The sequence below is a fragment of the Frigoribacterium sp. AC759 genome, assembly GCF_979256015.1.
Map to the genome: position 1 here is coordinate 15,878 of NZ_CEEDMT010000017.1, position 26,942 is coordinate 42,819.

The following is a 26,942-nucleotide window of genomic DNA, read 5'->3' on the forward strand; positions in this document are numbered from 1 at the left end:
TCCTTCAGATCAGGCCGAGCAGACCCTGCGGCAGCGGCACGCGCAGCAGGGCGACGAAGATGGCGTAGGTCACGACGCCCGCGGCGACCGCCACGAGGGCGGACGGGAGGACTCGGCGGTGCTCCACGAAGACGGCGACCACGAAGAGCAGCAGCACGAAGGCGAGGAGGAAGCCGACCACCTGCACCATGGCGAGCGTGACGACGACGAGGCCGAGCACGACCGCCAGCATGCGGTTGCGCTGACGCTGGGTGCGGCCGAGGATGTCGACTCCGTCGTCGTCGTCGTCCGTCGCCAGGGGCGAGTGGATCGACTGGGTGCTGGTCGTGGGAGCACCCGGGTCGAGCGGGTCGCCGAGGACGATGCCGTCGTCGGGCCGGGAGCGCGTGTCGAGGATGAGCTCGGCCTGGGAGGGCCGGTCGGGACGTCGACGGAGGCGCCCCACCAGATCGAGGACGGCGAACACGGCGACCAGGCCGCCGGCCATGGCGGGCAGGAAGCCCGGGCCGATCTCGCCTCCCTCGACCGTCACGCCGTACCCGAGACCCCCGACGAGGGCGGCGGAGCCGATCGCCGCGAGGACGGCGCTGGCGGCGAGTCCGCCGCGGTGGACGGCCGTCACTCGGCGAACACCTTCTCGAGGTCGGCCGTGTTCTCGCCGAGGTAGGTGCCGAACTCGTCGCCGTACTGGGCGTTCGGCTGCAGGTAGTTGCTCTCGACGTACTCGGTGTACGCGTCGCTGTCGGCGTACGCCTCTCCCGCGTCGATCCAGAACTGCTCGGTCTCGGCGCTGATGCCACCGGGGGCGATGAAGCCGCGGAACTGCGCGAACGACACGTCGATGCCCTGCTCGGCCGCCGTGGGGATGTCGGCGAGCGCCTCGTACTCGTAACGGTCTTCGGCGACGGCGCACAGCGCCTTGAGGTCGCCGGCCTCGAGCTGGGCGATGACCTCCGCCGGGTTGAGCGACGCGACGTCCACCTGGCCGCCGAGCAGACCCGTGAGCACCTCGCTGCCGGACTCGAACGGCACGCGGTCGAACTCGACGTCCTCCTCCTGCTCGATGAGGGTGAAGACGATCTCGTCGAGCGACGTCGATCCCGACACCGCGGCGACGACGCGCTCGTCGGCGGCCGCATCCACGACGTCGGTGCAGGTGTCGTACTCGCTGTCGGCCGGGACGACGATCAGAGTGAAGTCGTCGCCTACCTTCATGATCGGCGTGAAGTCCTCGTAGGTGAACTGGACGTCCTGGGTGACGGGCAGCGCGAGCATCGCCGTCTCGGCCGCGAGCAGCAGATCGTTGCGGCCCTCCTGTCCGAGGAAGTACGAGTAACCGATGGCGCCCGAACCGCCTTCGCGGTTCTCGACGCTGACGTTCAGGCCGGTGCCGCCTTCGAGGCCCGAGGCGATGGCGCGACCCGAGAGGTCGCTGCCGCCACCGGCGCCCATCGGGACGAGCATCGTGACGTTGCCCGTGGGGGCGCCGTCGGCGGTGCTGCCTCCCGCAGCGGAACCGCAGGCGGTGAGGCAGAGCAGGGACGCCGCGGCAAGGCCGGCGACGAGGGGGGTACGTGACTTCATCGTCTTGATCTCCAGTGATCGGGTCCACCCGGGTGCGAACCACCCGCTTCAGGAACTATCGCATATCCTATCGGATTCGCGCCAGCCCTGTGTCGATGGTCCCCGGTCAGCCCCCCGGTCAGATCCCCGCGAGGCTCACCCGCGCCTCCTGAGCTCCCGCGACAGCAGCCAGACGAGGTAGCAGCCGCCGACGACGACCGTCACGACGCCGACCGGCACCGTGACCGGCAGCACGTGCTGCGCGATCAGGTCCGAGCCGAGCAGGACGACGGCACCGGTCAGCGCCGACGCGACCAGCGGCACCTTCGCCGTGCGCGTGAGACGCCTCGCGATCTGCGGGGCGGCCAGGGCGACGAACGCGACCGGACCGGAGACGGTCGTGGCCACGCAGACCAGCGCGACGCCGATCACCAGCGAGGAGGCGCGCAGCCGTTCGACCCGCACCCCCGTCACCGCGGCGAGATCGTCTCCGATGCCCAGCTGCCGGAGCCCCGGAGACAGCACCGGCACAACGAGCAGGAGGAGCACCACGAGCACGCCCGCCGCCCCGACCCCCGTCGCCTCCACGCCCGCCAGCGTGCCGGCACCCCACGCCGACGCGAACAGCGCCGTGTCGAGCTCGACCTGCAGCAGCAGCCAGGTGCCGAGCGACGCCGCCATCGACGACACCGCGATGCCCACCACGATGAACCGGAACCCGCCGGCCGACGTCCCGCTCGAGAGCAGGGCGATCAGCAGGGCCGTCACGAGACCGCCGATCAGAGCTCCGAGGGTTCGCGACTCCCACGACGGCCCGACGACGATCAGCGCGCCGAGCATCCCGACGAACGCGCCGTTCGACAGACCCATGATGTCGGGGCTCGCGAGGGGATTCCGGGTCACGGTCTGGAACAGCCCGCCGGCGACCCCGAGCGCGATCCCCACCACCGCGGCGGCCGCGATGCGCGGCAGCCGCCACTCGAGCACGATCGTGCGAGGCAGACCCTCTGTCGACCCGGTGACGATGCCGAGCACGTCGGGCAGAGAGACGGCGAAGTCGCCCGACATCGACCCGACGACGGCCAGGGCGAGCGCGGCGGCGACGAGCGAGACCGAGACCGCCACGACACGATGCCGCCCGGGGCCGGGCCGCCCGCCGGCTGGACGGTCGGCACCGGCGGCGCCGGCGGCACCGGCCGCCTCCTCGCGCCGCGACGTCCCGCTCACAGCGCCGTGGCCCCGCGTCGGCGCCGCACCAGCACGACGAGCACGGGCGCTCCGACGAACGCGGTGACGATCCCGACCGGCATCTCGGACGGCGACACGAGCACCCGTCCGACGACGTCCGACACGAGCACGAGCACGGGCGCGACCAGCATCGAGCCGACGACGATGCGGCGGTGGTCGACGCCGATCCCCCAGCGCACCACGTGCGGGATCATCAGGCCGACGAACGAGATCGGGCCGGCGAGCGCCGTGGCCGTGCCGGCCAGCAGGGTGATGGCGGCGAGCGAGAGGAGGCGCGTGCGCGCGAGGTGCACCCCCTGACTCACCGCGGTGTCGTCGCCGAGCGCGACCGCGTTCAGGGCGGGCGCGACGACGAGGGCGAGGATCGCGCCGAGGGCGACGAGGGGCGCGACCGAGGCGAGCCCGTCGAGACCGCGACCGACGAGACTCCCGGCCGACCAGCCGAGGAGGCGCTCGAACGCATCCGGGTTCGTCAACGTCAGCCCCGTGGTGACGCCCGAGAGCACCGCCCCGACCGCGAGACCGGCGAGCGTCAGCCGGACGGGGTCGGCGCGGCCCCGGCCCGCCGACCCGAGCACGGAGACCACGGCGGTCAGCACGAGCGCCCCGCCGAAGGCGAACCAGACGTACTGACCGATCTCGACGACGCCGAAGAAGACGACGGCGACGGCCACCGCGGCCGCGGCGCCCGCATTGACACCGAGGATGCCCGGGTCGGCCAGCGGGTTCCGGGTCAGCGCCTGCATCAGGGCCCCGGCTCCGCCCAGCCCGACGCCGACCACCGCACCGACCAGCGTGCGCGGCAGCCGCTGCTCGATCACGACGAAGCGGGACTCGTCAGTGCCGCCCCCGGCGAGGGTGTCGAGCACGAGCCGCGGGCTCAGCGCGTTGGCGCCGAGCGCGAGCGACAGCAGGGCGGCGACCAGCAGCGCGACGACGGCGACGGCGATCCCGACGCCGACCCTCATCCGCCTCGCCTGCGGTCGCTCCGCCGGGCGGCGCTCAGCCAGGCGGCGCTCAGCCAGGCGGCGCTCAGCCGGGCGGCGCCCAGCCGGGCGGCGATCGTCGGGGAGGCGCGTCACCGGGTGCGGCTCAGGACGCCCTCGATGTCGTCGAGCACGGCCAGACCGCCGAGCGGACCGACCCCGGTGATCCAGTACGACTGGTCGACGAGGTGCAGCTCGGGGAACGCCGAGGGGTTGTCGCTGATCGCCTCGGGCGTCGTCGACTCGTCGGAGACGTCGGTGGTCGTGACGAAGACCTGGTCGGCCGTCGCGTCGAGCACCTTCTCGGGTGAGAGGTCGACCGAGATCGAGTCCTCCCAGTCGCGCTCGGGAGTCTCGAAGCCCACGCACTCGAGGGTGCTGCCGGCGAACGACTCGGGGCCGTAGAGGGTCAGCAGGCCGTCGCGGGGCCTGATCAGCTGCGCCGTGCCCGAGACGTCGAACTCGGAGGCGATCTCGTCGCAGCGCGTCTGGTAGTCGGCCAGCAGCGCCGTCGCCTCGTCGGCCCGGCCGAGCGCCTCGCCCACGAGATCCACGTTGTCCTTCCAGGGGTCGGCCTGCGAGGCCAGGAAGACCGTCGGCGCGACCGCGCTGAGCTGGTCGTAGAGCGCCGAGTGGCGCGACTCGGTGCCGATCACGAGATCGGGGGCGAGCGAGGCGATCTTCTCGACGTCGGGCTCGGTGACGGTGCCGACCGTCTCGATCGACGCCGCCTCGTCGCCCAGGTAGGCCGGCACACCGGCCGCTTCGTTGAGCACCGCGGCACCGACGGGCACGATGCCGAGCGCGATGGTGGTGTCGAGGGCGACGGGTTCGAGCACGACCACGCGCTGCGGCGCGGCTGGGACGGCCGTCTCGCCGCGGGCGTGCGCGACCGTCCGGGCGGACGACGACGAGGACGCGTCGGCCTCGGAGCCGTCGGCGGCGGAGCCGACACCGGTCGTGCAGGCGGACAACGCGACCGAGAGGGCGACGGCGACCGATGCGGACGCGAGGCGGATGAGCATCGGGGACCGCCCGGACGGGGAGATCGACGGGGAGGAGGGGCGAGGGAGAACCACGGGGAGAGCCTTCGATCGTCTGACGAGAGGGGGAGCCGGGTCGGGACCGGCTGGAACGGGGACGACCATAGTAGGTAAGCCTTACCTAACACAACTGGGCGTCGGGGCGCCGTCGGCGGCGAGCGCCTAGCGTCGACCGCACCCAGCACGAGAGGACCCCCATGAGCGAGAGCACCGACGGCCCGAACGCCGCACGACCCGACGACGAGCGCGCCGCCGTGGATCAGGCGACCCTCGAGGCGGCCGCCGTCGAGACCTACCGCGCCAGCCAGGGCGACGGCAGCCCCGACGCGAGCGACCGCGACGGCACCGACGATGGCGACCGCGACGGCACCGCCGACACCGACACCGACACCCAGGGGGCGCCCGCGACCGGCGACGAGGCGACCCCCGACGGCGACGTCGCCCAGCCTCTCGGCGGCACGCTCTCGGGCGAGGAGGACTACGTCGCGGCGAGCCCGGCCGGGCTCTCGGGCGAGCAGGACGCCGCCCTCGCGGCGGATGTCCGCTCCGACGACCCCGAGGCCGGCGCCCACCGCGGTGACATCGGCGCGAACCGCGGCGGCAGCGGCGGCCGCTGACCCCGCGGCGAGACCCCACGGAGTCACCGAGACCCCGGCGCGCGCACCGGGGTCTCCACGACTTCGTGGGGTCTCGCGGGCGACCGGGTGGTGCATGCTGGTTTCGATGACTTCTTCACGCCCTCACCTCGACGATCTCGCCCGTTTCATCACCGCCTCCCCCTCGTCGTTCCACGCCGCGGCGGAGGCCGCCCGGCGTCTCGACGAGGCCGGCTTCACCCGACTCGTCGAGACCGACGCCTGGCCGACCGGCCCGGGTGCCCGCTACATCGTGCGCGACGGCGCCGTCGTCGCCTGGATCGAGCCGACCGGAGCGGGCGCGACCACGCCGTTCCGCGTGGTCGGCGCGCACACCGACTCCCCTGGATTCAAGCTCAAGCCGAAGCCGACGACCGGCACGCGCGGCTGGCTGCAGGCCGGCGTCGAGGTCTACGGCGGGCCGCTGTTCAACTCGTGGCTCGACCGCGACCTCGAGTTCGCGGGGCGCCTCGTCACCCGCACCGGCGAGACGCGCCTCGTGCGGACCGGCCCGCTGCTGAGGTTCCCGCAGCTCGCCGTGCACCTCGATCGCGGTGTCAACGCCGAGGGCCTGAAGCTCGACCCCCAGCGCCACCTGAACCCCGTCGTCGGGGCCGGCCCGCTCGACGAGGCCGACGTCCTCGGCCATCTGGCGGCGTTGGCGGGTCTGGCGCCCGCCGACGTGACCGGGTACGACGTGGTCGTGGCCGACACCGCGCCTCCTGCACGTCTCGGTCTCGACGGCGAGCTCTTCGCGGCCGGCCGCATGGACAACCTCACGTCGACCCACGCCGGGCTCGTCGCCCTGATCGAGACCGCGGCGAGCGCAGGAGGCGCGGGTGCGGAACTCGATCACGTCGCCGTCTTCGCCGCCTTCGACCACGAGGAGGTCGGTTCGGCGACGCCCTCGGGCGCCGCGGGTCCGATGCTCGAGGATGTGCTGGCCCGCGTCTCGGACGGCCTCGGAGCGACCGCCACGGATCACCGGCGCGCCCTCGCGGCGTCGTGGTGCCTCAGCGCCGACGCCGGTCACGCCGTGCACCCGAACTACCCCGAGCGCCACGACCCCGCCAACCAGCCGATCGTGAACGGCGGTCCGCTGCTGAAGATCAACGCCAACCAGCGATATGCGACCGACGGGCTCGGGGCCGCCGAGTGGTCGAGGGCGTGCGACCAGGCCGGGGTGCCGTTCCAGGAGTTCGTGTCGAGCAATGCCGTCCCCTGCGGCTCGACTATCGGGCCCATCACGGCGACGCGGCTGGGCATCCGCACCATCGACGTCGGGGTGCCGCTGCTCGGCATGCACTCGGCCCGCGAGCTGTGCGGCGCTGACGACCCCGGGTACCTGTCGCGCGCCGCCGCGGCGTTCCTCGCCCCCGTCGCCTAAGCCCCTGAGGGCGCTCGCGTCGGCGGACCCCCGACGGTCGGCTCAGGCGAACGCGTCCTCGGCGGGGGTGCCGAGCGCCCAGGCGAGCATCTCGGGCCAGGGCCCGAACCCCGAGTCGGGGGTGAGGTGACCGCCTCGGGGCACGAGGTGGAGCGGGGCGTCGACCCGCGCCTCCCACGTGTCCTGCAGACCGAGCGGCAGCCACTCGTCGTCGTCGCCCGCCACCACCACCGCCTCGGCGGCACCCGCGGGCAGGAGCCGCCCGTCGAAGGCCTCGCCGGCGACGAACGCGCGGATGCTCTGGCCCGCCACGAGCTCGGGCGACGGCGGCGACACCAGCGCGACGCGGTCCACCCGAGGAGGCGCGTCGCCGGTCTGCAGACGCAGCCAGAGCACGGACGCGAGGCTGTGGCAGATCACGGTGACCGGGCCCTGGGGCAGGGCGGCGAGCTCGGCGCGCACGCTCTCCTCCCAGACTGCGAGGTCGGGATCGTCGGCGTCGGGCAGCTGCGGATAGCGGACCACGAGGCCGCGCGCGGTCAGCTCGTCGGCCAGCCGCTGCTGCCAGTGATCCGCCGGCCGGTGGTTCTGCCAGCCGTGCAGCACGAGATAGGAAGCGGTCACGCGTCGATCCTCCCCCGTCGACGCGACTCGTCGTGGCAGGCTCGACCCATGACGTCATACGCGGCCCGCGGATTCGGCGAGGCTTTGACCGTCGACGACCCGGTCGGCTTCGACGCCCCGCCGCCTCACGGGTTCCGGGTCACGCGTCGATCGCGGGTGATCGGCCGCGGCGACGCCGTGTTCCGATCCGCCGGCGACGCCGTGCTGCGCTTCGAGGTGCACCGCGGCTCGGGCTTCGTGCCGCTCGACGTGCCCGCACGGGTCGCACCGGGGGTCTCGAGCATGTGGGCGGTGACCCTCGGCCCCCTCCGCCCCGCGGTGGCCTGCCGCGTGATCGACGTCGTCGACTCGCCCGCCGAGATCGGATTCGTCCACGCCGCGCTCGTCGGCCACCCGCAGCGCGGCTTCGAGAGCTACGTCGTGCGACGGCACCCCGACGGCACGGTCACCCTCGACATCCGCGTCGTCTGGCGCCCCGCCGCCTGGTGGATGCGCGCGGCCGGCCCGCTCGGAGCCCTGGCCCTGTCGCTCATCCTGCGCCGCAACCTGCGCGCCCTCGACCCGGTCGTCGCCCGCGCCTGAGCCGCCGGGCTCGTGCCACACTGTGTCGATGACCGCCCGACGCCGCCATGCCGGCTCCCCCAGGCGCGCCGCCGCACGCGACGCCGCCCGTGCGTCGGGGGTCGACACGACCGTCAGGGTCGAACGGATCCGCAGCGGCGACCTGTACGTGCGCGTCAACACCATCGGCCAGTCGGGCGAGCGGCCCTTCGTGCTGGTGCCCGGCATCGGGGTGTCGTCCGACTACTTCGAGCGTCTCGCGCCGAACCTGAACGAGTTCGGCCCCGTGCACGCGCTCGATCTGCCCGGCTTCGCCGGCGTGGCGCACCCGGGGCACGCCCTGACGATCCGCGAGTACGCCGACCTGGTCGGCGCCGCCATCGACGGCCTCGGGCTCGACGACCCCGTCCTGGTCGGCCACTCGATGGGCACCCAGATCGTCACCGACCTGGCCGCCCGACGCCCCGACCTCTCGACCCTCGTGCTGATCGGCCCGGTGATCAACCTCGCCGAACGCCGCGTCGTGACCCAGGCGCTGCGGTTCGCGCGGGCCGCCTGGCACGAGCCGGGGCGCGTGAAGTTCCTGGCCGTCAGCGCCTACGTGCTCTGCGGGGTGCGGTGGTTCTCACGGATCCTGCCGAAGATGATGACGTACCCGATCGAGGACCACCTGCCGGAGGTGCGGGCCGACACCCTCGTGATCCGCGGCGAGTTCGACGCCGTGGCCCCCCGCGACTGGGTGCGACGGGTGGGCGAGCTGCTGCCGTCGTCACGACTCTGGGAGATGCCCGGCGCGGCGCATTCGGTCATGCACGCCCACGCCGAGGAGGTCGCGAAGCTCTGCGTCGAGCACGCTCAGCAGCCCATCGACACCGATGAGGGCGAGCAGCTGCACCACTACGACGATGCGAGCGACGGCGACGAGAGCGACGACTTCAGCCCCAGCCCGAGCGACTTCGCCAAGGCCGTCGGGGCGCGGCTGCGGGCGACCGTCGCGACGCTGAAGGGCGACGACGAGGCCCTGGCCGCGGCCAAGACCGACCACGCCGAGTCGATGCAGGCCGCCTTCGATCGGCGCCAGGCCGAGAAGGCGGCGGCCGGGGTCGCACCCGACGACGGCCCCCACATCGACCCCGCCTGAGCCTCCGCGGCCCGTTCGGTCGATGAGTCACGACACGCCGCGCCCCCGCGCGACGCGCGGCGTGTCGTGACTCCCCGACCCGCGCCTCCCCGACCCGCGCCTGCCCGGCCCGCGGCGTCCGCGGCTCAGGCCCCGGTCACCGTCAGCCAGATGAGCGCGAGGTTGAGCGCGACGACCACGCCGACCGCGATCCACGCCGCGATGCGGATGCCCAGCACGTTGCGGCTCTCGCCCATCAGCGACGCGTCGCTGGTCGCCCGGACGAGCGGCACCAGCGCGAACGCGATGCCGAAGCTCAGCACGACCTGACTCAGCACCAGCAGCCACGTCGGGCTGATCCCGGTCGCGAGCAGGACGAGCGCCGGCACCAGCGTGACGACCCGCCGCACGAACAGCGGGATGCGGATCTTCAGCAGACCGCGCATGATCTCGGCGCCCGCCATCGACCCGACCGACGTCGAGGCGAGCCCCGAGGCGAGCAGCCCGACTCCGAACAGCACCCCGACCAGCGGGCCGAGCGCCTCGGTGATCGCCGCATGGGCGCCCGGGATGGTGTCGGTGCCGGTCCGCCCCTGCAACGTCGAGGCCGCGAGCACGAGCATCGCGATGTTCACCCCTCCGGCGACGAGGAGGGCGAGCACGACGTCCCACCGGGTGGCCTTCAGCACCCGCCGACGGTCGGCGCCCACGGCGACGTCCCCGTGGTGGTCGCGGACCAGCGCCGAGTGCAGGTACACGGCGTGGGGCATGACCGTCGCGCCGAGCATCGACGCCGCCAGCAGCACCGACTGCGCGTCGTCGAAGCGGGGCACGATGCCCGCGAGCATGCCGCCGGCCGACGGCGGCGCGAAGAGCAGACCCGCGCAGAAGCCGATCGTCAGCACGGCCAGCAGACCGATGATGATCGTCTGGAAGACGTGACCGCCGCGGTAGCGGGTCAGCATCAGGATGCCGAGCGACACGACGCCGGTGATGACGCCACCGAGCACCAGCGGCACCCCGAAGAGCAGCTGCAGCGCGAGGGCCCCGCCGATCACCTCGGCGACGTCGGTCGCCGCGGCCACCAGCTCGGCCTGGCCCCAGTAGGCCAGGCGGCGCTTGCGCGGCAGGCGCCGACCCATCACCTCGGGCAGCGACTGCCCGGTGACGATGCCGAGCTTCGCCGACAGGTACTGCACGAGCACGGCCATCGCGTTCGCCGCGACGAGCACCCAGAGCAGCAGGTAGCCGTACTGGGCACCCGCCGTCAGGTTGGCCGCGACGTTGCCGGGGTCGACGTACGCGATCGCGGCGATGAAGGCCGGGCCGAGCAGTACACCGCGGGGTCTCGGGTGGGCGGGGGCGCGGCGGTCGTCGACCCGCGCCTCCTCGGTGTCCGTCGGTCGTGCGTCATCTGTCGCCATACGACGACCCTACACAAAGTTCGGTGACCCGAACTTTCACTCTCGGCACAGAGAAATGCCCGGGTCGAGACCCGGGCATCACTCGTGCGTCCGTGCGGTGAGGACCTACTGCGTGGCGACGGTGATCGTCGCGACGCCGACGAGCAGCTCGTCGGGCACCAGGTCCGTCTCGAACGTGGTGTTCAGCAGCTCGGCCGCCTCGGAGCTGACGTGGACCGTCGTGCCCTCGAGGACGGCGTCGGTGCCCTCGGTGCGCAGCGGCTCGAGCGTGCCGCCCCAGAGGTTGAAGAGGTAGGCGTGCCCGGCGGCCGGCTCGCCGTTGACCGAGACGTCGCCGTAGAGCTTCGAGGCACCGGGGTCGATGTCGAAGTTCGTCAGCTCGACGACCGTGTCGCCCGAGCTGAGGCTGATGCCCGAGCCGTCGTGCTGGATGTCGCCCTGCACGTACGGCCGCACCTCGCCCTCGGGGTCGTAGTACGAGACGTTGCCGCCCGTGATCGGGAACGAGAACGCGCCGTCGGCGAAGGTCGCGTCGCCGACGGGGGCCGGCGTGAGACCGAGCAGCGTGAGCGCGCTGGTGAAGCTCTCGTCGACGGCGACCTGCGTGTCGACGCCGCCGCTCAGATCGGGCACGACGGCCAGCGGGGTGGCCTCCGATTCGGGCAGCTCGGGGTTCTCGCGGTGGATCGGGGCCGTGTTGTTGCTCTCGGAGTCCGACGTCGAGTAGCACGCCGTCAGCGAGAGGGCGAGGCCGCCGGCGACGGCGACACCGAGGACGGTGCGGACGAGTGACGGGCGTGAGGTGAGGCGCATGGTGGTTCCTTCGTTCGGTCGGGTCGAGCTAATCACACCTGGTCGGACGGGATGAAACGGTCGACCTTGCGGTGCCAGCGCTGCCCGAGCAGGCCGCCGAGCACGGCGCCGACGAAGCTCAGCACCACGACGAGGCCGATGAACACGATCGACTCGATCGACATGGCCGAGGCGTCCGTCGCGCCGTCCGCTGCGGTCGCGCCGCCCAGCGACGAGAAGTCCGCGCCGAGCGACACGTAGGCGACGACCGCGAGGATCAGCCCCACGACGACACCCCAGAGCCAGGTGGCCAGACCCTGCTTGAAGCCCGAGAAGCGGGCGACACGCGAGGCGGTGAACCCGCCGATCAGGTAGCCGAAGAACACGACGGCGAGCACGACGACCGCGGTCACGATCGACAGCACGTCGCCGTTGTCGGTGGCGAACCGCTGCATGCCGGTGAAGGCGTTCGACGAGCCGTCGGCCGATGCGGCGACCCAGGCGCCGACGATGCCTCCGTAGATCGCCATGATGACGAAGCCGAAGCCCGTGGCGGCGAACCAGCCGAGCAGACCGGCGCCGAAGCGGATGCCGCTGAACTCCTCCTTCTGCTGCGTGAGCAGATCGCGACGGACGGCCACGTGGTTGATCCCGCCGTCGGCGACGAGCGGGTACGAGCCCGTGCCGGGCTGAGCCGGGTACGAGGCGGAACCCTGAGTCGGGCCGGCGACGGTGGGGGCGTCGTCACGCGAACGCGAGCCGTGCTCCGCAGCCGAGGAGGCGCGGGTCGGGTCGGACGCGATCGGCGCGACCACGGTGGGGGCGTCTCCGTCGCGGTCGGTGCGGTCGGTGCGGTCGTCGCCCACGGTGCGGTCGCGGTCGCTCGCGTCGCCGTGGTCGCCGCGCGAGGCCTCGGCGGCCCGGAGGGCCTCGTCGTCGTGCAGCGTGCGGCGCTGGTTGTCGTCACCGCTCGTGGCGGACCAGGCGCGTGCGGGCGGAGCCGTGGGGGCGACCATCGGCGGCACGGCCGCGGTCGGCGCGTCGGCGTCGCGGGTGTCGCGGGTGCCGTCGTCGTCGCGTGCGTCGGCGGGGACGGGCTCGATGACCTCGGTCTCGCCGTCGCGGGCGCTGCCGTCACGGTCGCCATCGCGGACGTCACCGTCGCGGTCGCGGACGTCACGGTCGCTGCCATCGCGGACGTCACGGTCGCTGCCGCCGCGGTCGGCGGCCACCGGCGCGGCGAACGGGTCGTTCGAGGGCACGGGCGCGCCGGCCTCCGAAGCGTCGGCGGGGGCGGTCGCCGGGAACGCCGGGGCGCCGAAGTCGACGGCGGGCGCGTCGGCCGGTGCGGACGCCCCGCGGTCGTCGTAGGCGCCGTCCGACTCGTCTCGGCGGTCCTCCGGGGCGACCGCGGGCTCGCGCGGTGTCGTCTCGTCGGCGTCTCGGTCGTGGTCGGGGCGGTCGCTCCCGGGAGTGCGTGCGTCCGTCATGTCAGGCTCCTCGTACGTCGTAGCCCGTGGTCCGGGCCCTGTGATCCTCCTGAACGGTACGCCCCGCGGGCTCCCGAGGCCGGGAGGCCCGCCCGACCGAGGGAGGACTCCGCACCGGGGCGACCGGTAGCGTGGTGCCGACCGACGAGCGAACCGAAGACGAGGACGTCATGACCGACACCGCCGACAGCACTCCGACGGGGGCCATCCCCACGCAGACCCCCGGGTCGTCCGACCGTGCGGCGCGCCGCCGGCCGAACCCCGACATCGCCCGTTCCTGGCTGCTGGTGCCGGGCACGGCGCCCGACCGCTTCGACTCCGCGGCCGCCTCGCGCGCCGACCAGATCGTGCTCGACATCGAGGACGCCGTCGACCCGGCCCGCAAGCCCGCCGCCCGGGCCGACGTGGTGTCGTGGCTGCGCGACGGCGGCAGGGCCTGGGTCCGCATCAACGACCACTCCACCGAGTTCTGGTCGGACGACGTCGACGCGCTGCTCGGACTCCCGGGTCTGCAGGGCGTGATGCTCGCGAAGACCGAGGCCCCGGAGGACGTCACCGAGACCTTCGACCGGCTCGGCGGCTCGCTCCCCGTGCTGGCGCTCGTCGAGTCCGCCCTCGGCATCGAGGAGAGCCCCGCGATCGCGAAGGCCCGCGGCGCCTACCGCCTCGCGTTCGGCAGCGGCGACTACCGCCGCGACACCGGCACCAGCGCTGACGACCTGGCGATGGCCTACCCCCGATCGCGCCTCGTGGTCGCCAGCCGCATCGGCGGTCTGCCCGGCCCGATCGACGGTCCGACCGTCGGCAGCAGCCACCCGGTGCTGCGCGAGCAGTCGTCGGTCGCCGTCGCCCTCGGCATGACCGGCAAGCTCTGCCTCGACGTCGAGCAGCTGCCCGTCATCAACGAGGTCATCAGCCCCACGCCGTCGGACGTCGCCTGGGCGCAGGACTTCCTGGCCGACTTCGAGAGCCGCGGCCGCGTCATCCGCGACGGCAGCGACCTGCCCCGCCTGGGTCGCGCGCAGAAGATCGAGAAGCTGGCCTCGGCGTTCGGCGTGCTGCCCTCGAGCTGACCCGCAGATCCACAGACAGAAGGAGGCGCACCCACCCGGGCGCGCCTCCTTCTGTCTGTCCGGACGCTTGACAGACGATAGTCGGCGACATATCTTTGACGCATCGCGACACGTTGTCACGAGCAGACCACATCCCCGAGAGGAGTACCCCATGGGTACCGACACCATCTTCGAGAACGACGGCGACCCTCGTCGCCACCACCATGACTCCGACGAGCGCGGCGCGACGTCCGGCTCCGACCCGTTCGGCCACGGCTCCGGCGGCCGGGGTCGCTTCGGTCGGCCCTTCGGGCGCGGCTTCCGCCCCGGCCAGGGCTTCGGCGGCTTCGGCCCCGGCGGCCCCGGCTTCGGCGGACCCGGGTTCGGCGGACCCGGCTTCGGCCCGGGTCGCGGCGGGCGTGGCCGTGCCCGCCGCGGTGACGTGCGCCTCGCCATCCTGTCGCTGCTCGCCGACGCCCCGTCGAACGGCTACGGCCTGATCAAGGCGATCGCCGAGCGCACCGACGGCGCCTGGAAGCCGAGCCCCGGGTCCGTCTACCCGACGCTGCAGCAGCTCGTCGACGAAGAGCTGATCGTCTCGGACGAGGCCGCGTCGAAGAGCGTCTTCAGCCTCACCGACGCCGGCCGCGCCCACGTCGCCGAGCACTCCGCCGAGATCGAGAAGGCCTGGGCGGCGACGGCAGACGACGCCAGCGACTCCGACCGCGAGTTCCAGACCAGCCTGATGAAGCTGATGGGCGTCGTGAAGCAGTTCCACCACGACGGCAGCGAGGCGCAGCGCGTCGCCGCCACCGCCAAGCTGGACGAGACCCGGCGCGCGCTCTACGCGATCCTGGCCGACTGACCCGCGCCGCGCCTCCTCGGCGGCGGGCGCGAGCCCTCGCGGCACGGGCTCTCGGGGCACGGGGTAGCGGTGCGAGCCCGCGGGGCGCGGGGGTCGCGGTGCGGGCTCTCGGGGCACGGGCTCTCGGCGGGCGCGCAAGGTGCCGTGCCAGAATCTCGCGCCGTGACCGACTCGACCCCGCGCCCGCCCCTGCCCGACGACATGTCGCAGGCGGTCACCGTGCGGCGAGACGACGACGTCGCGCCGAGTCTCGCCAGCCCGTGGCGTGAGGTCCGCATCGACTTCGTCGTCCCCGAATCGTCGGCGGCCGCGGCGGCCGACGTCCGGCGGCTGCTGCCCGAACCCGAACTGCACTGGGCGCCGGGGCTGCGGCGGGGCACCCTCGCCGTGCTGCCGCACCCCGCCGCGCTGACCCGCGTGCTGCTCAGCTGGGAGTGGACTGTCGCCGCGGCGGACTTCTCGGTGCACTCGTTCGACGACTCGCCGTTCTCCGCCGACGAGCGGGCGGCTCTCGAGAGCTGGCTGCGCGGCGCGGCAGCGCGCCTGCAGCTGCTCGACGGCGCGCTCGAGGCGGCCGTGGAGCGGGCCGTGACCGACGTGGCGTCCGGCAGCGACCGGAGCGCGCCTCCTGCAGGGGTCCCCGACGGGCCGGTGGTCGGAGCCGTCCTCGGCACGCGGGTCGCCGTGCCCGACGCCCGTTCGGCGCACCCGCGGGTCGACGTCGCACTGCCCGACGGGGCCGACCCGGGGTGGGAGGTCTTCGTCGACGCCGTCGAGGGCGAGCGACTCGGCTATCGCCGCACCCTCGACGACGACGGCGAACCCTACGCGTTCAGCTATCTCGTCGCCGACCATGTCGACGACGTCTCACCCGACGACCTCCGGCACTGGCACGATCAGCACATCCACCGGCAGCTGCTCGCCGACGACGTGCGGCAGGCCTACGTGCACCTGCTGGCGGGTCTCGACGCGCCCGCATCGGTGACGTACTCGGGCTGACAGCGACCCGGCGGCCCGGCGGCCCGGCGACGGACCCGACCCCGTCGATCCCGTCGGCCCCGTCGGCCCCGTCGCTACGGGCGCTCGTCGACGATCGCGACGAACCGGCTGCCGACGCCGGCGACCTCGCGACGGGCGAGCCCGGGCTGAGGGTCGGGGAGCTCGTCGACGCCGTGGTCGTCGCAGCTGAGCCAGGTGTAGTCGGGCCACCACTTCTTGGGCCGGGCGGCCTCGTGGAACCCGCAGACGACGCAGGCGAGGTCGACCCAGACCGGCTTGCCGGTGCGGTTGGCACGCGACTGCACGAGCCAGGCTGGCGGCGACTTCTCGAGCTCGACCAGCTCATCGACGGTCAACCGGGCGGGGATGCCGTGCCGCTTGGCCATCTCGAGCGGGATGTCGAGTTGCAGGGCGGCGTCTCGTCGCGTGATCACGGCACCCACCTTAAGCGACCGACGACCGCGACGCAGCACCCGTGAGGCGGTCGGCGCTCAGGCGAGCACCCGCTCGAAGCAGATCGACGTCGGGATGGTCGTGATGTAGGGCTCGTAGGTCGGGATCGGAGTCCAGCCGACCTTCTCGTAGAGCGCGACGGCGTCGGGCTGACGGTCGCCCGTCTGCAGGATGAGCCGTCGAGCCCCGGCGGCGCGGCCGATCGAGTCGAGCTCGGCCATGATGAGCCGACCGATGCCCCGGCCACGACGGGCGCCGTCGACGATGACCCTCTTGACCTCCCATTCGCCGTCGCGGTCATAGAGAACGGCGTGCCCGACGGCCTCTCCGTCGTCGGCCACGACCAGCACGGTCGCTCGGACGTTCTCGGGGTGGACCGTCAGTGCGGCGTCACGGGCCGCGGCCTTCTCGGCGGGCTCGTGGGGGTCGCGGCCGACCGAGTAGACGGCCGTCATCTCGGCGTCCATGCGGGCGCGGAGCTCGCGGGCGCGGGGGTCGTCGTAGTCGACGCGTTCGAGGTGGAGGGGAGGGAGCTCGGTGCGGGGTGCGTTCGTCACCCGACGATTCTCCTCCTTCTCGCGCCTCCTCCGTGCCGCCGAGGAGGCGCGGGTCGAGTCCGCGAGGAGGCGCGGGTCGAGCCCGCGAGCGGCGACTAGCGCAGGCTGACGCCTCGTGCCGACATGAACGGCACCGGGTCGGTCGAGCCGCCGTTGATGCGCGTCTCGAAGTGCAGGTGGCAGCCGGTCGAGTTGCCGGTGGAGCCGACGAGGGCGATCAGCTGACCGGCGGCGACCGACTGGCCGTTCGCGACTCGGATGCCGCCGTTGACGATGTGTCCGTAGGCGGTGCTGACGCCGCCGCCGTGGCTGATGCGGACGTAGTTGCCGTACCCGCCGTAGTAGCCGGCGTAGCTCACGGTGCCCGACGACGCGGCGTAGATCGGGGTCGAGCAGCCCGGTGCCAGGTCGACGCCGTCGTGCAGCTTGTAGACGCCGGTGACCGGGTTGATGCGATAGCCGTAGGGGCTCGACATGTAGCCGCCGCTCGGGCGGACCCAGCCGCCACCGCCACCGCCACCGGTCGAGGGGGCCGGGGTCGAGGGTCGGCTCGGCGCCGGGGCCGACGGGGTCGGGGCGCTCGGGCGGGCGGCTGCTGCGGCCTGAGCGGCTCGAGCGGCCTCGGCCGCTGCGGCGGCAGCCTGCTGCTGCTGACGCTGCAGCTCGGCGGCGACCCGGGCGGCCTCCTCTTCGCGGGCCTTCTTCTCGGCGGCCAGACGCTGGCGCTCGGCCTCGACGCCGGCCTCGTAGTCCTGCTGGGTCTTGGCGGTGGTGTCTTGCAGCACGGCGAGCTGGGCCTGCAGGGTCGCCTCGTTCTCCTGCTGCGCGGTGACGGCGGCGAGGGCGGCGTCCGACGCGGCCTGCGCCTCCTGCATGGAGCTCTCGGCGTCGTTCCGCAGACCGACCAGCGCCTTCTCGGCGACGGCGGCCTGATCGCTCAGCGACGCGGCCACGTTGCGGTCGGTGACCGCCTGCTCGCGGATGCCGTCGGCCTGCTCGGTGATCTTGCTCATCGCGCCGAGGCGGTAGAGCAGATCGCCGGCACCGGCCGAGTCGCCGACCAGCTGGGTCGAGACGTCGCCGCCGCCGGTGCGGGCGAGCTGGGCCGAGACCTGGCCGGCCCGCTGCTCGCTCTCGTCGGCGACCCTGTTCTGCTCGTCGACCTGCTTCTGAAGCTCGGCGAGCTTCGATGCGGCCTCGTCGGCGTCGCTCTGGGCAGCTTCGAACTCGGCGCCCTTCGCCTCGGCCTCGGCCTGGGCGTTCGCGGCGTCGCTCTGCAGCTGGCCGAGCAGCGACTGGAGCTCCTGGATCTGAGCGGCCTTGGTGTTCTCGTTCGCGACCGCGGCTCGGACGTCGTCCCAGCTCGGGTACGTCGCGGCCTTCGCCGGCGAGGCGCCCATCACCGTCCCGCTGACCACGAACGCCAGGGCGAGCAGCACCGTCAGGACGGCGGCGGGCAGGCTCCGGAGGTGGGAGGCGGACGCGGGGGAAGTCACGGAGGTGGAACCAATCTCGAAGTCGACACCGGTACGGGGAGGCAGGAAGCGACCGCACGAAGTCCGGGGAACCCGCTCAGCCTAAGTGCCAGACCACCGAAGGGTAAAGCCTGGGATGAATGTTGACGCAGGGCGGCCTGTCCCCAATCGGGGTGTCTCATGCGTTCACACGAGTCACACGAGTCACACCCGTTCGACGAGATGTACCCCGCGGTGTCCCCGCAGCGTCACCTGGGAGGGCAGGAGGCGCGGGCCGGGTCAGACCGTCGGGCGGCCGCTCGGCTCGTCGTCGCGGTAGGCCGAGTTGAGGCGTCCGAGCGACTCGGCGAGGGCCGCGACGTCCGCGGCCTCCCACCCCTCGAGGCGGGCGGCGAGAGCCTCGCGATTGGCCTCGATCGATCGGGCGAGGAGCGAGAGCCCGGCCTGCGTGACCGACAGCGCGCGCCCTCGTCGCGGCTCGCGGTCGTCGTCGCCCTGGATGAGCCCGAGCTCGGCGAGGTTCGCGAGCTGCCGCGACACCGTCGACCGGTTGAGCGAGAACTCGGCCGCGAGGTCGATGGCCCGACGACCCGGCTCGGCCGCGATGACGTCGAGCAGCGAGTGCTCGACGAAGGTCAGCGGCGAGCTGCGACGACGCGCCCGGGCCACGGCCCGGCGCGAGACCAGCTCGAGCTCGGCGTAGACGTCGTCGATGCCGGTCGGTGCGGGGTCGGTCACGGTCCGAGCCTAGGCCGCACGGGCGCGACTCGGATCGGGCGGGCAGACTGCGGCCATGGCGACGACGCGGAACTGGTCAGGCACTCTCACGTACTCCGCCTCGCGCATCGTCAGGCCCGAGTCGGTCGCCGAGCTGCAGGAGGCGGTGGCCGGCTCGACGCGGATCCGCGCCCTCGGCACCCGCCACTCGTTCAGCGACGTCGCCGACGGCACCGGGGTGCTCGTGTCGACCACGGCCCTCCCCCTCGACCTCGTCGTGTCCGCCGACCGCCGGTCGGCGACCGTGGGCGCGGGCGCCACGTACGGCGCCGTGGCGCAGGCGCTCGAGGCCGAGGGTCTCGCCCTCGCGAACATGGGGTCGTTGCCGCACATCTCGGTCGGCGGCGCCGTCTCGACCGGCACGCACGGCTCGGGTCGTCGGCTGCAGAGCCTCGCCGGCTCGGTCGCCGCCCTCGAGATCGTGGGCCCCGACGGTGCGATCCGCTCGGTTCGGCGGGGCGACGCGGAGTTCGCCGGCAGCGTCGTCGCCCTGGGGGTGCTGGGGGTCGTGGTCCGCATCACCCTCGACGTCGAGCCGTCGTACCGCATGCGGCAGGACACCTTCGTGGGGCTGCCCTGGTCGAGCGTCGACGACCACCTCGTCGAGGTCATGTCGGCCGGGGCGAGCGTCTCGTTCTTCCATGAGTTCGACGACCGCATCCGCGAGGTGCTCGTGAAGTCCCGGGTGCCGGCCGATGCGCACGACGTGACGGTGCCCCGGCGACTCTTCGGCGCCTCCCGGGCTCCGGTCGACGAGCACGCCGAGGTGACGGGCGGCTCGCAGACGCCGATGGACGGCAGCGTCGGCGCATGGCTCGACCGGCTGCCCCACTTCCGCCTCGATGCCACGCCGTCGAACGGGTCCGAGCTGCAGAGCGAGCACTTCGTCGCACTCGGCGACGGTGCGGCGGCGCTGCGGGCCGTCCAGCTGCTCGGAGACGACCTCCGCCCGCACCTGCACACCTGCGAGACCCGCACGGTCGCCGGCGACGACCTGTGGTTGAGCCCCACCCCGGTCGACAGCCTCGCAATCGCGTTCACCTGGCGGAAGCACCCCGTCGAGGTGGCGGCCCTCGTCGAGCGGGTCGAGGAGGCGCTGCGTCCCTTCGCACCGCGCCCGCACTGGGGCAAGCTGACGTCTCTACCGCCCATGTCGATCGTCTCGCGGTATCCGCGGTTCGGCTCGTTCGTCGAGCTGATGCGCGACGTCGACCCGGGTGGCATGTTCCGCAGCCCCTACATGGACCGACTGCTGGGCTAGAAGCCCTCGCCGGTGGGGTCGGCGTCGGTGTCGTCGTCGAGCTCGGGACCGCCGACCGGGGCGCCCTGCCAGGCGACGAGCCGCCAGCCCGACGCCGGATCGCCCTCGAGCACGACGACACCGGTGTTCTCGAGCGGATGCTGCGCCACGAACTCGGCTGACCCGTGCGATCGGGAGCCGCACCAGCCGCGGATCGCGGCACCGTGGCTGACCACCGCGACCGTCTCGTGACCCGAGGCGACGGCGCCCGCCACGGCGGCGTCGAAGCGGGCGAAGAACTCATGGCCGTCTTCGGAGCCGGGCAGCCGACGGTCGAGATCGCCGGACACCCACGACACGACGGCGCCCAGGTAGGTCGACACGGCGTCGTGATCGCTGCGCGCCTCGAGCTCGCCCGCGATGACCTCACGAAAGCCGGCGACCTCGATCGGCTCGAGGCCGAGGGCTGCGGCGAGGGGTGCCGCCGTCTCGTGCGTGCGTCGCAGCGTGCTGACGTAGAGGGCGCCGATGGACTCGTCGGCGAGCGCCGCGGGCACCGCTGCGGCCTGCCGTCGACCGAGGTCGGTGAGACCCGGGCCGGGTGCGGCGGTGCCGAGTCGGCCGACGACGTTGTCGGGGGTCTGACCGTGGCGGATGAGGAGGAGGCGCATGCCGACCACCCTAGAGGGGGCCTCCGACACTCCTCAGCGGCGGTCTGTGGAGGTGGCGCCGGCCGCCGCGTCGGCGGCGGCGCGCTCGCGGCGGCCCCGCAGCACGCTCCGCAGCCCGGCGATCAGGACGGGTGTCACCGAGAGCAGCACGAGCACGATCGCCCACACGTCCACGTGGTCGCGGATCAGCGGGATGCCGCCGAGCAGCGAGCCGAGCACCACCATGCCGACGGCCCACACGAAGGCGCCGACCACGTTGAAGAGGAGGAACTTCGGGTAGCGGTAGCCCGCCGTGCCCGCCGCGAGGGGCACGTAGGTGCGGACGATCGGGACGAACCGGCCGAGGATCAACGAGACGCCGCCGTACTTGGCGAAGAACGCCTCGGCCTTCTCGAGGTGCGCCGTCTTGAGGATCCGCGCGTCGGGCGTGAACCAGCGTCGGCCGAAGCGGTTGCCGAGGAGGTACCCCACCTGGTCGCCGAGGAACGCCGCGACGAAGGCGCAGAGCGCGATCGTCCAGACCTGCAGGCCCAGGGCCTCGTGCAGCAGCCCGGCGGTGAACAGCAGCGAGTCGCCGGGCAGGAACGGGAACAGCACCCCCGATTCGATGAAGATCATGATCGAGATCCCGGCGAGGGCCCACGGCCCGAGCGCGGGCAGCAGCGACTCGGGGTCGAACAGCAGGAATCCGCCCGAGGCGGCGGGCAGGGCGGAGGCGAGGAGGGAGGCGGTGGTCACCGGAGGACTGTAGCGTCCGCGCCTCCGGACACCGCGCCTCCTCGTCCCTTCGGAGGACTCCCGCCCCGCCCGATCTCGTCCGCCCGAGGGATATCGCCCGTGAGGGCCGGCTCCTAGGCTGACCTCTGGACGAGGCCGCCGCTGGCGGCCCCACGACCTGCGACAGAGGAGACATCCCACCGATGATCGAAGCCCATGGCTTGACCAAGAGGTACGGCGCCAAGCTCGCCCTCGACGACGTGTCGTTCACCGTCAGGCCCGGTCTCGTGACCGGGTTCCTCGGACCGAACGGCGCCGGCAAATCGACCACGATGCGCATGATCGTCGGGCTCGACCGGCCGACGGCCGGCTCGGTGACGGTCAACGGCCGTCGCTACGCCGACCACACCGCGCCCCTGCACGAGGTCGGCGTGCTGCTCGACGCCAAGGCCGTGCACAGCGGCCGCTCGGCGGCGGACCACCTGCTCGCCATGGCGGCGACCCACGGCATCGGCAGATCCCGTGTCAAGGAGGTCATCGCCCTGACCGGTCTCGAATCGGTGGCGAAGAAGCGCGTCGGCGGCTTCTCGCTCGGCATGGGGCAGCGCCTCGGCATCGCGACGGCCCTGCTCGGCGACCCGGCCACGGTCATCCTCGACGAGCCCGTCAACGGCCTCGACCCCGAGGGCGTCGTCTGGGTGCGCACCCTGGCGCGGCACCTCGCGGGCGAAGGGCGAACCGTGTTCCTCTCGTCGCACCTGATGAGCGAGATGGCGCAGACCGCCGACCACCTCATCGTCCTCGGCCGGGGCCGCGTGCTCGCCGACTCCCCCGTCAGCGACGTCATCGCCCAGGCCTCGGGCGAAGCCGTGCGCGTCCGCAGCCCGCGGGCCGACGACCTCGTCCGACTCGCGCAGACGCACGACGTCGCCGTCACCCCCGTCGACCCCGGCCTCGTCGAGCTGCGCGGCATCACCGCCGAGCGCGTCGGCGAACTCGCCGCCTCGTCCGGCATCGTCCTCCACGAGCTGACCCCGTTGGTCCGCTCGCTCGAAGACGCCTACATGACCCTGACGCAGGACTCCGTCGACTACCACGCCGGAGGCGCGCCCACCACGGCCGCGTCCCCCACCACCGAAGGGGCCCAGCGATGAGCACCAGCGCTCCCACCAGACAGTCCCGTCCGCGCTCCGCCGGGGGCGGGGTCACCTTCGGCGGCGTCCTGCGCTCCGAGTGGATCAAGCTCCGGAGCCTCCGCTCCACCGTGTGGTGCTTCGCCATCATCGCCGTGCTGATCATCGGATTCGGGGCGCTGTTCAGCGCCGTCGCCTCCGGCTTCGAGGGCATGGAGTCCACGCCCGAGCAGCAGCAGTCGCTCGCGGCGTCGGTCACCACCATCGGCGTCGCCTTCGCGCAGCTGGTCGCCGCCGTGCTCGGCGCGCTGATCATCACAGGCGAGTTCGGCACCGGCATGATCCGCTCGACCTTCGCCGCCGTGCCCCGCCGCACCCCGGCGCTCATCGCGAAGCTCATCATCGTGGCCATCGGCACCTTCGTGGTCTCGGCCATCAGCCTCGCCATCACGTCGCTGCTCGCCGTGCCCCTGCTGCGCGGCGTCGACATCGAGCTCGACCTCGCCGACGGGAAGTACTGGCTCTCGATGCTCGGCGCGGCCGCCTCGGTCGCGTTCATGGCCATGATCGCGTTCGGTCTCGGCATGATCATCCGCAACAGCACGGGCGCCATCGCTGCGGCCATCGGAGTCGTCTTCGTGGTGCCGATCCTGTTCTCGATCGCCATGGGCCTCGTCTCGGGCACCTGGGTGTACTCGCTCAACGAGTTCATCCCGCCGACCGCCGCCTCGCGGATCTACGAGTACGTGGTCGACGGCAGCTCGATGCTGACCGCTCCCGCCGTCGACGGAGCGATCCGCCTCGAGCCCTGGCAGGCGCTGCTCGTGCTCGTCGGCTGGGTCGTGGCGCTGTTCGCGGCCGGGCTCGCCCTCGTCAAGCGCCGCGACGTCTGACCCACCCGCACCGCGCCTCCTCGGCGCTCTGGACGGTCCGGTTCGACCCATCCTCACGGATCGGGAAGAACCGGACCGTCTCGTGCGTTCGGACGCACAGGCACACCCGCCGTCACCCTCGAGGAGCCCCATTTGACCAGCGCGACATCCCCGGCGACGACCACCGAGCCCCTCGACGACGACGGGACGGCGGCGCGCAACAAGCTCGTCATCGGCCTGCTGCTCGTCTCGGCGTTCGTCGTCATCCTGAACGAGACGATCATGGGCGTGGCCCTGCCGAGCCTCACCCGCGACCTCGACATCACGGTCACGGCCGGCCAGTGGCTGACCACCGGCTTCATGCTGACGATGGCGGTCGTCATCCCGATCACCGGGTTCCTCCTGCAGCGGTTCAACACCCGACCCGTGTTCATCACGGCCATGAGCCTGTTCAGCCTCGGCACCGCCATCTCGGCCGTCGCACCCGGGTTCGGCGTGCTGCTGCTCGGCCGCGTCGTCCAGGCCTCGGGCACGGCCATCATGATGCCGCTGCTCATGACGACGGTGCTCACCCTCGTGCCGCCGGCGACCCGCGGGCGCACGATGGGCAACATCTCGATCGTCATCTCGGTCGCTCCGGCGATTGGACCGACCATCTCGGGCGTCATCCTCAGCGTGCTCGAGTGGCGCTTCATGTTCATCCTCGTGCTGCCCATCGCGCTCGCCGCGCTGGCGCTCGGAGCGGCCCGCGTGAAGAACGTGACCACACCGAAGAAGGTGCCGCTCGACGTGCTGTCGGTGATCCTGTCGGCCTTCGCCTTCGGCGGCATCGTGTTCGGGCTCAGCTCGATCGGCGAGGGCGCCGAGGCGGCCGTGCCGGCGTGGGTGCCGCTCGCCGTGGGCGCCGCCGCGCTCGTCGTCTTCGTGCTGCGTCAGCGTTCGCTGCAGCGCCACGACCGCGCCCTGCTCGACCTGCGCACCTTCTCGTCGCGCACCTTCACCATCTCGGCGACCGTGCTCGGCATCGGCATGATCGCCCTGTTCGGCACGTTGATCGTGCTGCCGATCTACCTCCAGAACGTGCACGGCCTCGACCCGCTGTCGACCGGTCTGCTGCTGCTGCCCGGCGGGCTCGTGCAGGGGCTGCTGTCGCCCGTGGTCGGTCGCCTGTTCGACAAGCACGGCCCCACCGTCCTGCTGGTGCCCGGCACCATCCTGGTCAGCGCCGTGCTGTGGTTCATGTCGACCGTCTCGGAGGCGACCCCGATCCCGATGATCCTCGGCGCGCACGTCGCCCTCAGCATCGGACTCGCGTTGATGTTCACCCCGCTCTTCACGTCGGGGCTCGGCTCGTTGCCGTCGAACCTCTACTCGCACGGCAGTGCGATCGTCGGCACGGTGCAGCAGCTGGCCGGCGCAGCCGGGACGGCGGTGTTCATCACGGTCATGACCCTCGCGACGACGGCCGCCGCGCGCGGTGGCGTGGTCGACGTCGCCGCGACCGGCGCTGGCGTGCGGGCGGCGTTCCTCGTCGGAGCGATCATCTCGGTGTTCGCCGTCGTCGGAGCGTTCTTCGTCCGCCGCCCCGCACAGGACGCCCCGCCCGTCGCGCACTAGCCCAGCCCCTGGCGCCCCGTGGCCTCGCTCACGGGGCGCCGGGCCCCTGGCGGAGCGCCCGCCCGGGCGCCCCGGGCGTGGCGCCCGGGGCGCCGGGCGTGGCGCGCGCCCTGTCTGCGACGCCCCGCCTCCCCCAGCGCCGCTCACCCCGTCGCCGCCTCCGCCTCCTCCGCGCCGCTCGTCCGTCGGCGCCTCCGCCTCCCCCGCGCCGCTCGTCCGGCGGCGCCTCCGCCTCTGCCAGCGCCGCTCACCCCGTCGGCAACTCCTGCTCCCTGCGGCGCCGCGGAACGGCGAGCCGCCAGTGTCTGCGCCCCCGCGGCCCGAGGACTCGCGGCAGGCAGGAGTTGCCGACGTGTGCAACGGGTCTCGGCCCTCCCGCGGTGGAGATCAGAGCATCGATCGCCGCTGCCGTCTCCTCCCACGTGTCGCGCACCATCAGCGTGCCCGCCCGGAACGGGATGCGGCCCTCGCGCGCGATCGCGGCGTCCTTGAGGCGGTCCTCGTGGAACCTCTCCTCGTGGTGCTGCCGCCCGTCCGTCTCGAACCCGATAATCCCGTCGACGACCATGTCGATGATCCTCCGCGAACGTCCGACGGGCACCTGACGGCGCACATGGTGCCCGGCGCACCTGAGGCGAGTGCCGGCGGCGCTCTCGAGAATGCTCTCCGCGCCTCCCTCGCTCCACGCGACGAGGCCCGCTGCGTCGGCGTGTTTCCGAGACAGGACCTCCGCGGCATCGTCGTCATCGAGAACCACACCGGCCTGCCGGGCCCAGTCCACGAGGATCACGGCGTCTTCGAGTGATCGTGCCTCGACGACGGCCCTGGCGAGAGCGTCACGGGGGTCGACCGACCAGGCGGTGCCCCTCTCGCTGAGATCGAGCGGGTCCCAGACGACCCGGATGCCGCGACGCCGCCGGAGGCGCGAAGCCGTCTCGGGCACGGACACGGTGATCGGCGGGCGCGTCCACGCCCAGGCACCCAGCGCGTGGAGAGCCGCGGCCCCGGTCAGTCGCCCGCCGATGCTGACGGCCACGTATCGCGGATCGGTTCGGTCCCAGGTGGAGTACCAGCCCCTTCGGGGCCGTGTCACTCCTGGAGAGCGGACGGCGGCCGTGAGGTGCCGGTCGGTGGCTCCGTGAGCCACCAGGTCGCGCTTGTGCAGGAGGCCCCCGGCGGAGATGACGAGTTCGGCGATCGTGGTCATGCCGACACAGCGTGCCCAAGACCCGCCCGGCTCCGTGCCGAAGACCTCCGCACTGTGGAGAGACGGGGAATCGGCCCGTCTGGGGACGAGGGATCGACCACGTTCGGCCTTCACCTGGGGATGACGAGACCCGACGCTGGCAACTCCTGCCTCCTGCGCACACGAGGGCAGCCGCCCGGCGAACGCACCGGCCGAGACGACCGCGGCCAGGAGTTGCCGACCACCCGCCGGAGCGGAGTGCGGGTGTCGGACGCACCGTTCAGGTGCGCATCGGTACGGCCGCCCGGGTCGAGACCCAGAGGCCGGCGTCGGAAACTCCTGCTCGCTGCAGCACGTCACGGGGCATCGCCTGTTCCGGCCCGTGCAGGCGACGGGAGGCAGGAGTTGCCAGCGGCGGGTCTCGTCATCCCCCGGTGAAGGCCGAACGTGGTCGA

General features: G+C 72.9%; 27 protein-coding genes. 11 read left to right on the forward strand and 16 right to left on the reverse strand.

Annotated elements, in window-relative coordinates:
- Window positions 1–4: 4 nt before the first annotated feature.
- From ACZ6JE_RS11565 to ACZ6JE_RS11585, 5 genes are all read right to left on the reverse strand, one after another.
- Window positions 5–622 carry a tripartite tricarboxylate transporter TctB family protein gene (locus ACZ6JE_RS11565; protein WP_464319024.1) on the reverse strand — a complete coding sequence of 206 codons (618 nt, stop codon included), beginning with the start codon at window positions 620–622 and terminating at the stop codon, window positions 5–7.
- Window positions 619–1,584 (reverse strand): tripartite tricarboxylate transporter substrate binding protein, encoded by a 966-nt coding sequence (locus ACZ6JE_RS11570; protein WP_192058919.1) that lies wholly within the window; start codon window positions 1,582–1,584, stop codon window positions 619–621. Before ACZ6JE_RS11570 ends, ACZ6JE_RS11565 begins: the two co-directional genes overlap by 4 nt.
- A gap of 135 nt (window positions 1,585–1,719) precedes the next feature.
- Window positions 1,720–2,688, reverse strand: coding sequence for a FecCD family ABC transporter permease (locus tag ACZ6JE_RS11575; RefSeq protein WP_464319025.1), 969 nt, complete (start codon window positions 2,686–2,688; stop codon window positions 1,720–1,722).
- A 98-nt stretch (window positions 2,689–2,786) separates the two neighbouring features.
- On the reverse strand, window positions 2,787–3,779 hold the full coding sequence (locus ACZ6JE_RS11580; protein WP_464319026.1) for an iron chelate uptake ABC transporter family permease subunit: 993 nt from the start codon (window positions 3,777–3,779) through the stop codon (window positions 2,787–2,789).
- Window positions 3,780–3,889: 110 nt separating this feature from the next.
- Window positions 3,890–4,876 carry an ABC transporter substrate-binding protein gene (locus tag ACZ6JE_RS11585; RefSeq protein WP_464319027.1) on the reverse strand — a complete coding sequence of 329 codons (987 nt, stop codon included), beginning with the start codon at window positions 4,874–4,876 and terminating at the stop codon, window positions 3,890–3,892.
- 161 nt (window positions 4,877–5,037) lie between these two features.
- Here ACZ6JE_RS11585 and ACZ6JE_RS11590 point away from each other — a divergent pair, with 161 nt between their 5' ends.
- Together ACZ6JE_RS11590 and ACZ6JE_RS11595 are read left to right on the forward strand one after the other, a co-directional pair.
- Window positions 5,038–5,457 carry a hypothetical protein gene (locus tag ACZ6JE_RS11590; RefSeq protein WP_464319028.1) on the forward strand — a complete coding sequence of 140 codons (420 nt, stop codon included), beginning with the start codon at window positions 5,038–5,040 and terminating at the stop codon, window positions 5,455–5,457.
- A 106-nt stretch (window positions 5,458–5,563) separates the two neighbouring features.
- Window positions 5,564–6,862, forward strand: coding sequence for a M18 family aminopeptidase (locus ACZ6JE_RS11595; RefSeq protein ID WP_464319029.1), 1,299 nt, complete (start codon window positions 5,564–5,566; stop codon window positions 6,860–6,862).
- Window positions 6,863–6,904: 42 nt separating this feature from the next.
- Here ACZ6JE_RS11595 and ACZ6JE_RS11600 read toward each other — a convergent pair whose 3' ends face one another.
- Complete coding sequence (locus ACZ6JE_RS11600; protein ID WP_464319030.1) at window positions 6,905–7,486, reverse strand: RBBP9/YdeN family alpha/beta hydrolase; 582 nt, start codon at window positions 7,484–7,486, stop codon at window positions 6,905–6,907.
- 48 nt (window positions 7,487–7,534) lie between these two features.
- Between ACZ6JE_RS11600 and ACZ6JE_RS11605 the strand changes: the two genes are divergently transcribed.
- A complete protein-coding gene (locus tag ACZ6JE_RS11605) occupies window positions 7,535–8,068 on the forward strand; it encodes a DUF1990 family protein (RefSeq protein ID WP_464319031.1) in 534 nt (177 codons plus the stop codon).
- 28 nt (window positions 8,069–8,096) lie between these two features.
- On the forward strand, window positions 8,097–9,188 hold the full coding sequence (locus tag ACZ6JE_RS11610; protein WP_464319032.1) for an alpha/beta fold hydrolase: 1,092 nt from the start codon (window positions 8,097–8,099) through the stop codon (window positions 9,186–9,188).
- Window positions 9,189–9,313: 125 nt separating this feature from the next.
- Here ACZ6JE_RS11610 and ACZ6JE_RS11615 read toward each other — a convergent pair whose 3' ends face one another.
- The 3 genes from ACZ6JE_RS11615 to ACZ6JE_RS11625 form a co-directional block, all read right to left on the reverse strand.
- Window positions 9,314–10,591 carry an Nramp family divalent metal transporter gene (locus tag ACZ6JE_RS11615; protein ID WP_192058936.1) on the reverse strand — a complete coding sequence of 426 codons (1,278 nt, stop codon included), beginning with the start codon at window positions 10,589–10,591 and terminating at the stop codon, window positions 9,314–9,316.
- Window positions 10,592–10,696: 105 nt separating this feature from the next.
- A complete protein-coding gene (locus tag ACZ6JE_RS11620) occupies window positions 10,697–11,404 on the reverse strand; it encodes a hypothetical protein (RefSeq protein ID WP_192058938.1) in 708 nt (235 codons plus the stop codon).
- Between the two features lie 32 nt (window positions 11,405–11,436).
- A complete protein-coding gene (locus ACZ6JE_RS11625) occupies window positions 11,437–12,873 on the reverse strand; it encodes a YrzE family protein (RefSeq protein ID WP_464319033.1) in 1,437 nt (478 codons plus the stop codon).
- Between the two features lie 206 nt (window positions 12,874–13,079).
- Between ACZ6JE_RS11625 and ACZ6JE_RS11630 the strand changes: the two genes are divergently transcribed.
- From ACZ6JE_RS11630 to ACZ6JE_RS11640, 3 genes are all read left to right on the forward strand, one after another.
- A complete protein-coding gene (locus ACZ6JE_RS11630; protein WP_371740671.1) occupies window positions 13,080–13,946 on the forward strand; it encodes an HpcH/HpaI aldolase/citrate lyase family protein in 867 nt (288 codons plus the stop codon).
- 151 nt (window positions 13,947–14,097) lie between these two features.
- Window positions 14,098–14,790 (forward strand): PadR family transcriptional regulator, encoded by a 693-nt coding sequence (locus ACZ6JE_RS11635; protein ID WP_320477781.1) that lies wholly within the window; start codon window positions 14,098–14,100, stop codon window positions 14,788–14,790.
- Between the two features lie 162 nt (window positions 14,791–14,952).
- Window positions 14,953–15,789: a hypothetical protein gene (locus ACZ6JE_RS11640; RefSeq protein WP_464319034.1), complete on the forward strand. Its 837-nt coding sequence runs from the start codon at window positions 14,953–14,955 to the stop codon at window positions 15,787–15,789.
- Between the two features lie 74 nt (window positions 15,790–15,863).
- On the opposite strand, the gene ACZ6JE_RS11645 is transcribed toward ACZ6JE_RS11640, so the two are convergent.
- The 4 genes from ACZ6JE_RS11645 to ACZ6JE_RS11660 form a co-directional block, all read right to left on the reverse strand.
- On the reverse strand, window positions 15,864–16,223 hold the full coding sequence (locus ACZ6JE_RS11645; RefSeq protein ID WP_192058949.1) for a hypothetical protein: 360 nt from the start codon (window positions 16,221–16,223) through the stop codon (window positions 15,864–15,866).
- Window positions 16,224–16,280: 57 nt separating this feature from the next.
- Entirely contained in the window at window positions 16,281–16,799 is a 519-nt protein-coding gene (locus tag ACZ6JE_RS11650) for a GNAT family N-acetyltransferase (protein WP_243215817.1), read from the reverse strand.
- 95 nt (window positions 16,800–16,894) lie between these two features.
- Window positions 16,895–18,295 carry a peptidoglycan DD-metalloendopeptidase family protein gene (locus tag ACZ6JE_RS11655; RefSeq protein ID WP_464319035.1) on the reverse strand — a complete coding sequence of 467 codons (1,401 nt, stop codon included), beginning with the start codon at window positions 18,293–18,295 and terminating at the stop codon, window positions 16,895–16,897.
- A 258-nt stretch (window positions 18,296–18,553) separates the two neighbouring features.
- The gene (locus ACZ6JE_RS11660; RefSeq protein ID WP_192058953.1) at window positions 18,554–19,012 is read right to left on the reverse strand and encodes a MarR family winged helix-turn-helix transcriptional regulator; all 459 of its coding nucleotides are present in this window, start codon (window positions 19,010–19,012) and stop codon (window positions 18,554–18,556) included.
- Window positions 19,013–19,067: 55 nt separating this feature from the next.
- Between ACZ6JE_RS11660 and ACZ6JE_RS11665 the strand changes: the two genes are divergently transcribed.
- Window positions 19,068–20,312 carry an FAD-binding protein gene (locus ACZ6JE_RS11665; protein ID WP_464319036.1) on the forward strand — a complete coding sequence of 415 codons (1,245 nt, stop codon included), beginning with the start codon at window positions 19,068–19,070 and terminating at the stop codon, window positions 20,310–20,312.
- Here ACZ6JE_RS11665 and ACZ6JE_RS11670 read toward each other — a convergent pair.
- Both ACZ6JE_RS11670 and ACZ6JE_RS11675 read right to left on the reverse strand, forming a co-directional pair.
- The gene (locus tag ACZ6JE_RS11670; protein WP_243215815.1) at window positions 20,309–20,962 is read right to left on the reverse strand and encodes a histidine phosphatase family protein; all 654 of its coding nucleotides are present in this window, start codon (window positions 20,960–20,962) and stop codon (window positions 20,309–20,311) included. The two genes, ACZ6JE_RS11665 and ACZ6JE_RS11670, sit on opposite strands and share 4 nt — an antisense overlap.
- Before the next feature lie 33 nt (window positions 20,963–20,995).
- Window positions 20,996–21,700, reverse strand: a complete 705-nt coding sequence (locus ACZ6JE_RS11675) for a DedA family protein (protein WP_243215814.1) — start codon at window positions 21,698–21,700, stop codon at window positions 20,996–20,998.
- 182 nt (window positions 21,701–21,882) lie between these two features.
- Between ACZ6JE_RS11675 and ACZ6JE_RS11680 the strand changes: the two genes are divergently transcribed.
- From ACZ6JE_RS11680 to ACZ6JE_RS11690, 3 genes are all read left to right on the forward strand, one after another.
- Window positions 21,883–22,833: an ABC transporter ATP-binding protein gene (locus ACZ6JE_RS11680; protein WP_464319037.1), complete on the forward strand. Its 951-nt coding sequence runs from the start codon at window positions 21,883–21,885 to the stop codon at window positions 22,831–22,833.
- Window positions 22,830–23,705, forward strand: a complete 876-nt coding sequence (locus ACZ6JE_RS11685) for an ABC transporter permease subunit (RefSeq protein WP_243215812.1) — start codon at window positions 22,830–22,832, stop codon at window positions 23,703–23,705. The genes ACZ6JE_RS11680 and ACZ6JE_RS11685 overlap by 4 nt, the downstream gene beginning before the upstream one ends.
- A 132-nt stretch (window positions 23,706–23,837) precedes the next feature.
- On the forward strand, window positions 23,838–25,301 hold the full coding sequence (locus ACZ6JE_RS11690; RefSeq protein WP_192058963.1) for a DHA2 family efflux MFS transporter permease subunit: 1,464 nt from the start codon (window positions 23,838–23,840) through the stop codon (window positions 25,299–25,301).
- A 247-nt stretch (window positions 25,302–25,548) separates the two neighbouring features.
- Here ACZ6JE_RS11690 and ACZ6JE_RS11695 read toward each other — a convergent pair whose 3' ends face one another.
- On the reverse strand, window positions 25,549–26,250 hold the full coding sequence (locus tag ACZ6JE_RS11695; RefSeq protein WP_464319038.1) for a hypothetical protein: 702 nt from the start codon (window positions 26,248–26,250) through the stop codon (window positions 25,549–25,551).
- Window positions 26,251–26,942 lie beyond the last annotated feature (692 nt).

Excerpts from the sequence above, each read along its gene's own strand:
- ACZ6JE_RS11570 (WP_192058919.1), bottom strand. The coding sequence starts at position 1,584 with ATGAAGTCACGTACCCCCCTCGTCGCCGGCCTTGCCGCGGCGTCCCTG.
- ACZ6JE_RS11580 (WP_464319026.1), bottom strand. The coding sequence starts at position 3,779 with ATGAGGGTCGGCGTCGGGATCGCCGTCGCCGTCGTCGCGCTGCTGGTC.
- ACZ6JE_RS11590 (WP_464319028.1), top strand. The coding sequence starts at position 5,038 with ATGAGCGAGAGCACCGACGGCCCGAACGCCGCACGACCCGACGACGAG.
- ACZ6JE_RS11595 (WP_464319029.1), top strand. The coding sequence starts at position 5,564 with ATGACTTCTTCACGCCCTCACCTCGACGATCTCGCCCGTTTCATCACC.
- ACZ6JE_RS11605 (WP_464319031.1), top strand. The coding sequence starts at position 7,535 with ATGACGTCATACGCGGCCCGCGGATTCGGCGAGGCTTTGACCGTCGAC.
- ACZ6JE_RS11610 (WP_464319032.1), top strand. The coding sequence starts at position 8,097 with ATGACCGCCCGACGCCGCCATGCCGGCTCCCCCAGGCGCGCCGCCGCA.
- ACZ6JE_RS11615 (WP_192058936.1), bottom strand. The coding sequence starts at position 10,591 with ATGGCGACAGATGACGCACGACCGACGGACACCGAGGAGGCGCGGGTC.
- ACZ6JE_RS11620 (WP_192058938.1), bottom strand. The coding sequence starts at position 11,404 with ATGCGCCTCACCTCACGCCCGTCACTCGTCCGCACCGTCCTCGGTGTC.
- ACZ6JE_RS11625 (WP_464319033.1), bottom strand. The coding sequence starts at position 12,873 with ATGACGGACGCACGCACTCCCGGGAGCGACCGCCCCGACCACGACCGA.
- ACZ6JE_RS11635 (WP_320477781.1), top strand. The coding sequence starts at position 14,098 with ATGGGTACCGACACCATCTTCGAGAACGACGGCGACCCTCGTCGCCAC.
- ACZ6JE_RS11665 (WP_464319036.1), top strand. The coding sequence starts at position 19,068 with ATGGCGACGACGCGGAACTGGTCAGGCACTCTCACGTACTCCGCCTCG.
- ACZ6JE_RS11670 (WP_243215815.1), bottom strand. The coding sequence starts at position 20,962 with ATGCGCCTCCTCCTCATCCGCCACGGTCAGACCCCCGACAACGTCGTC.
- ACZ6JE_RS11680 (WP_464319037.1), top strand. The coding sequence starts at position 21,883 with ATGATCGAAGCCCATGGCTTGACCAAGAGGTACGGCGCCAAGCTCGCC.
- ACZ6JE_RS11685 (WP_243215812.1), top strand. The coding sequence starts at position 22,830 with ATGAGCACCAGCGCTCCCACCAGACAGTCCCGTCCGCGCTCCGCCGGG.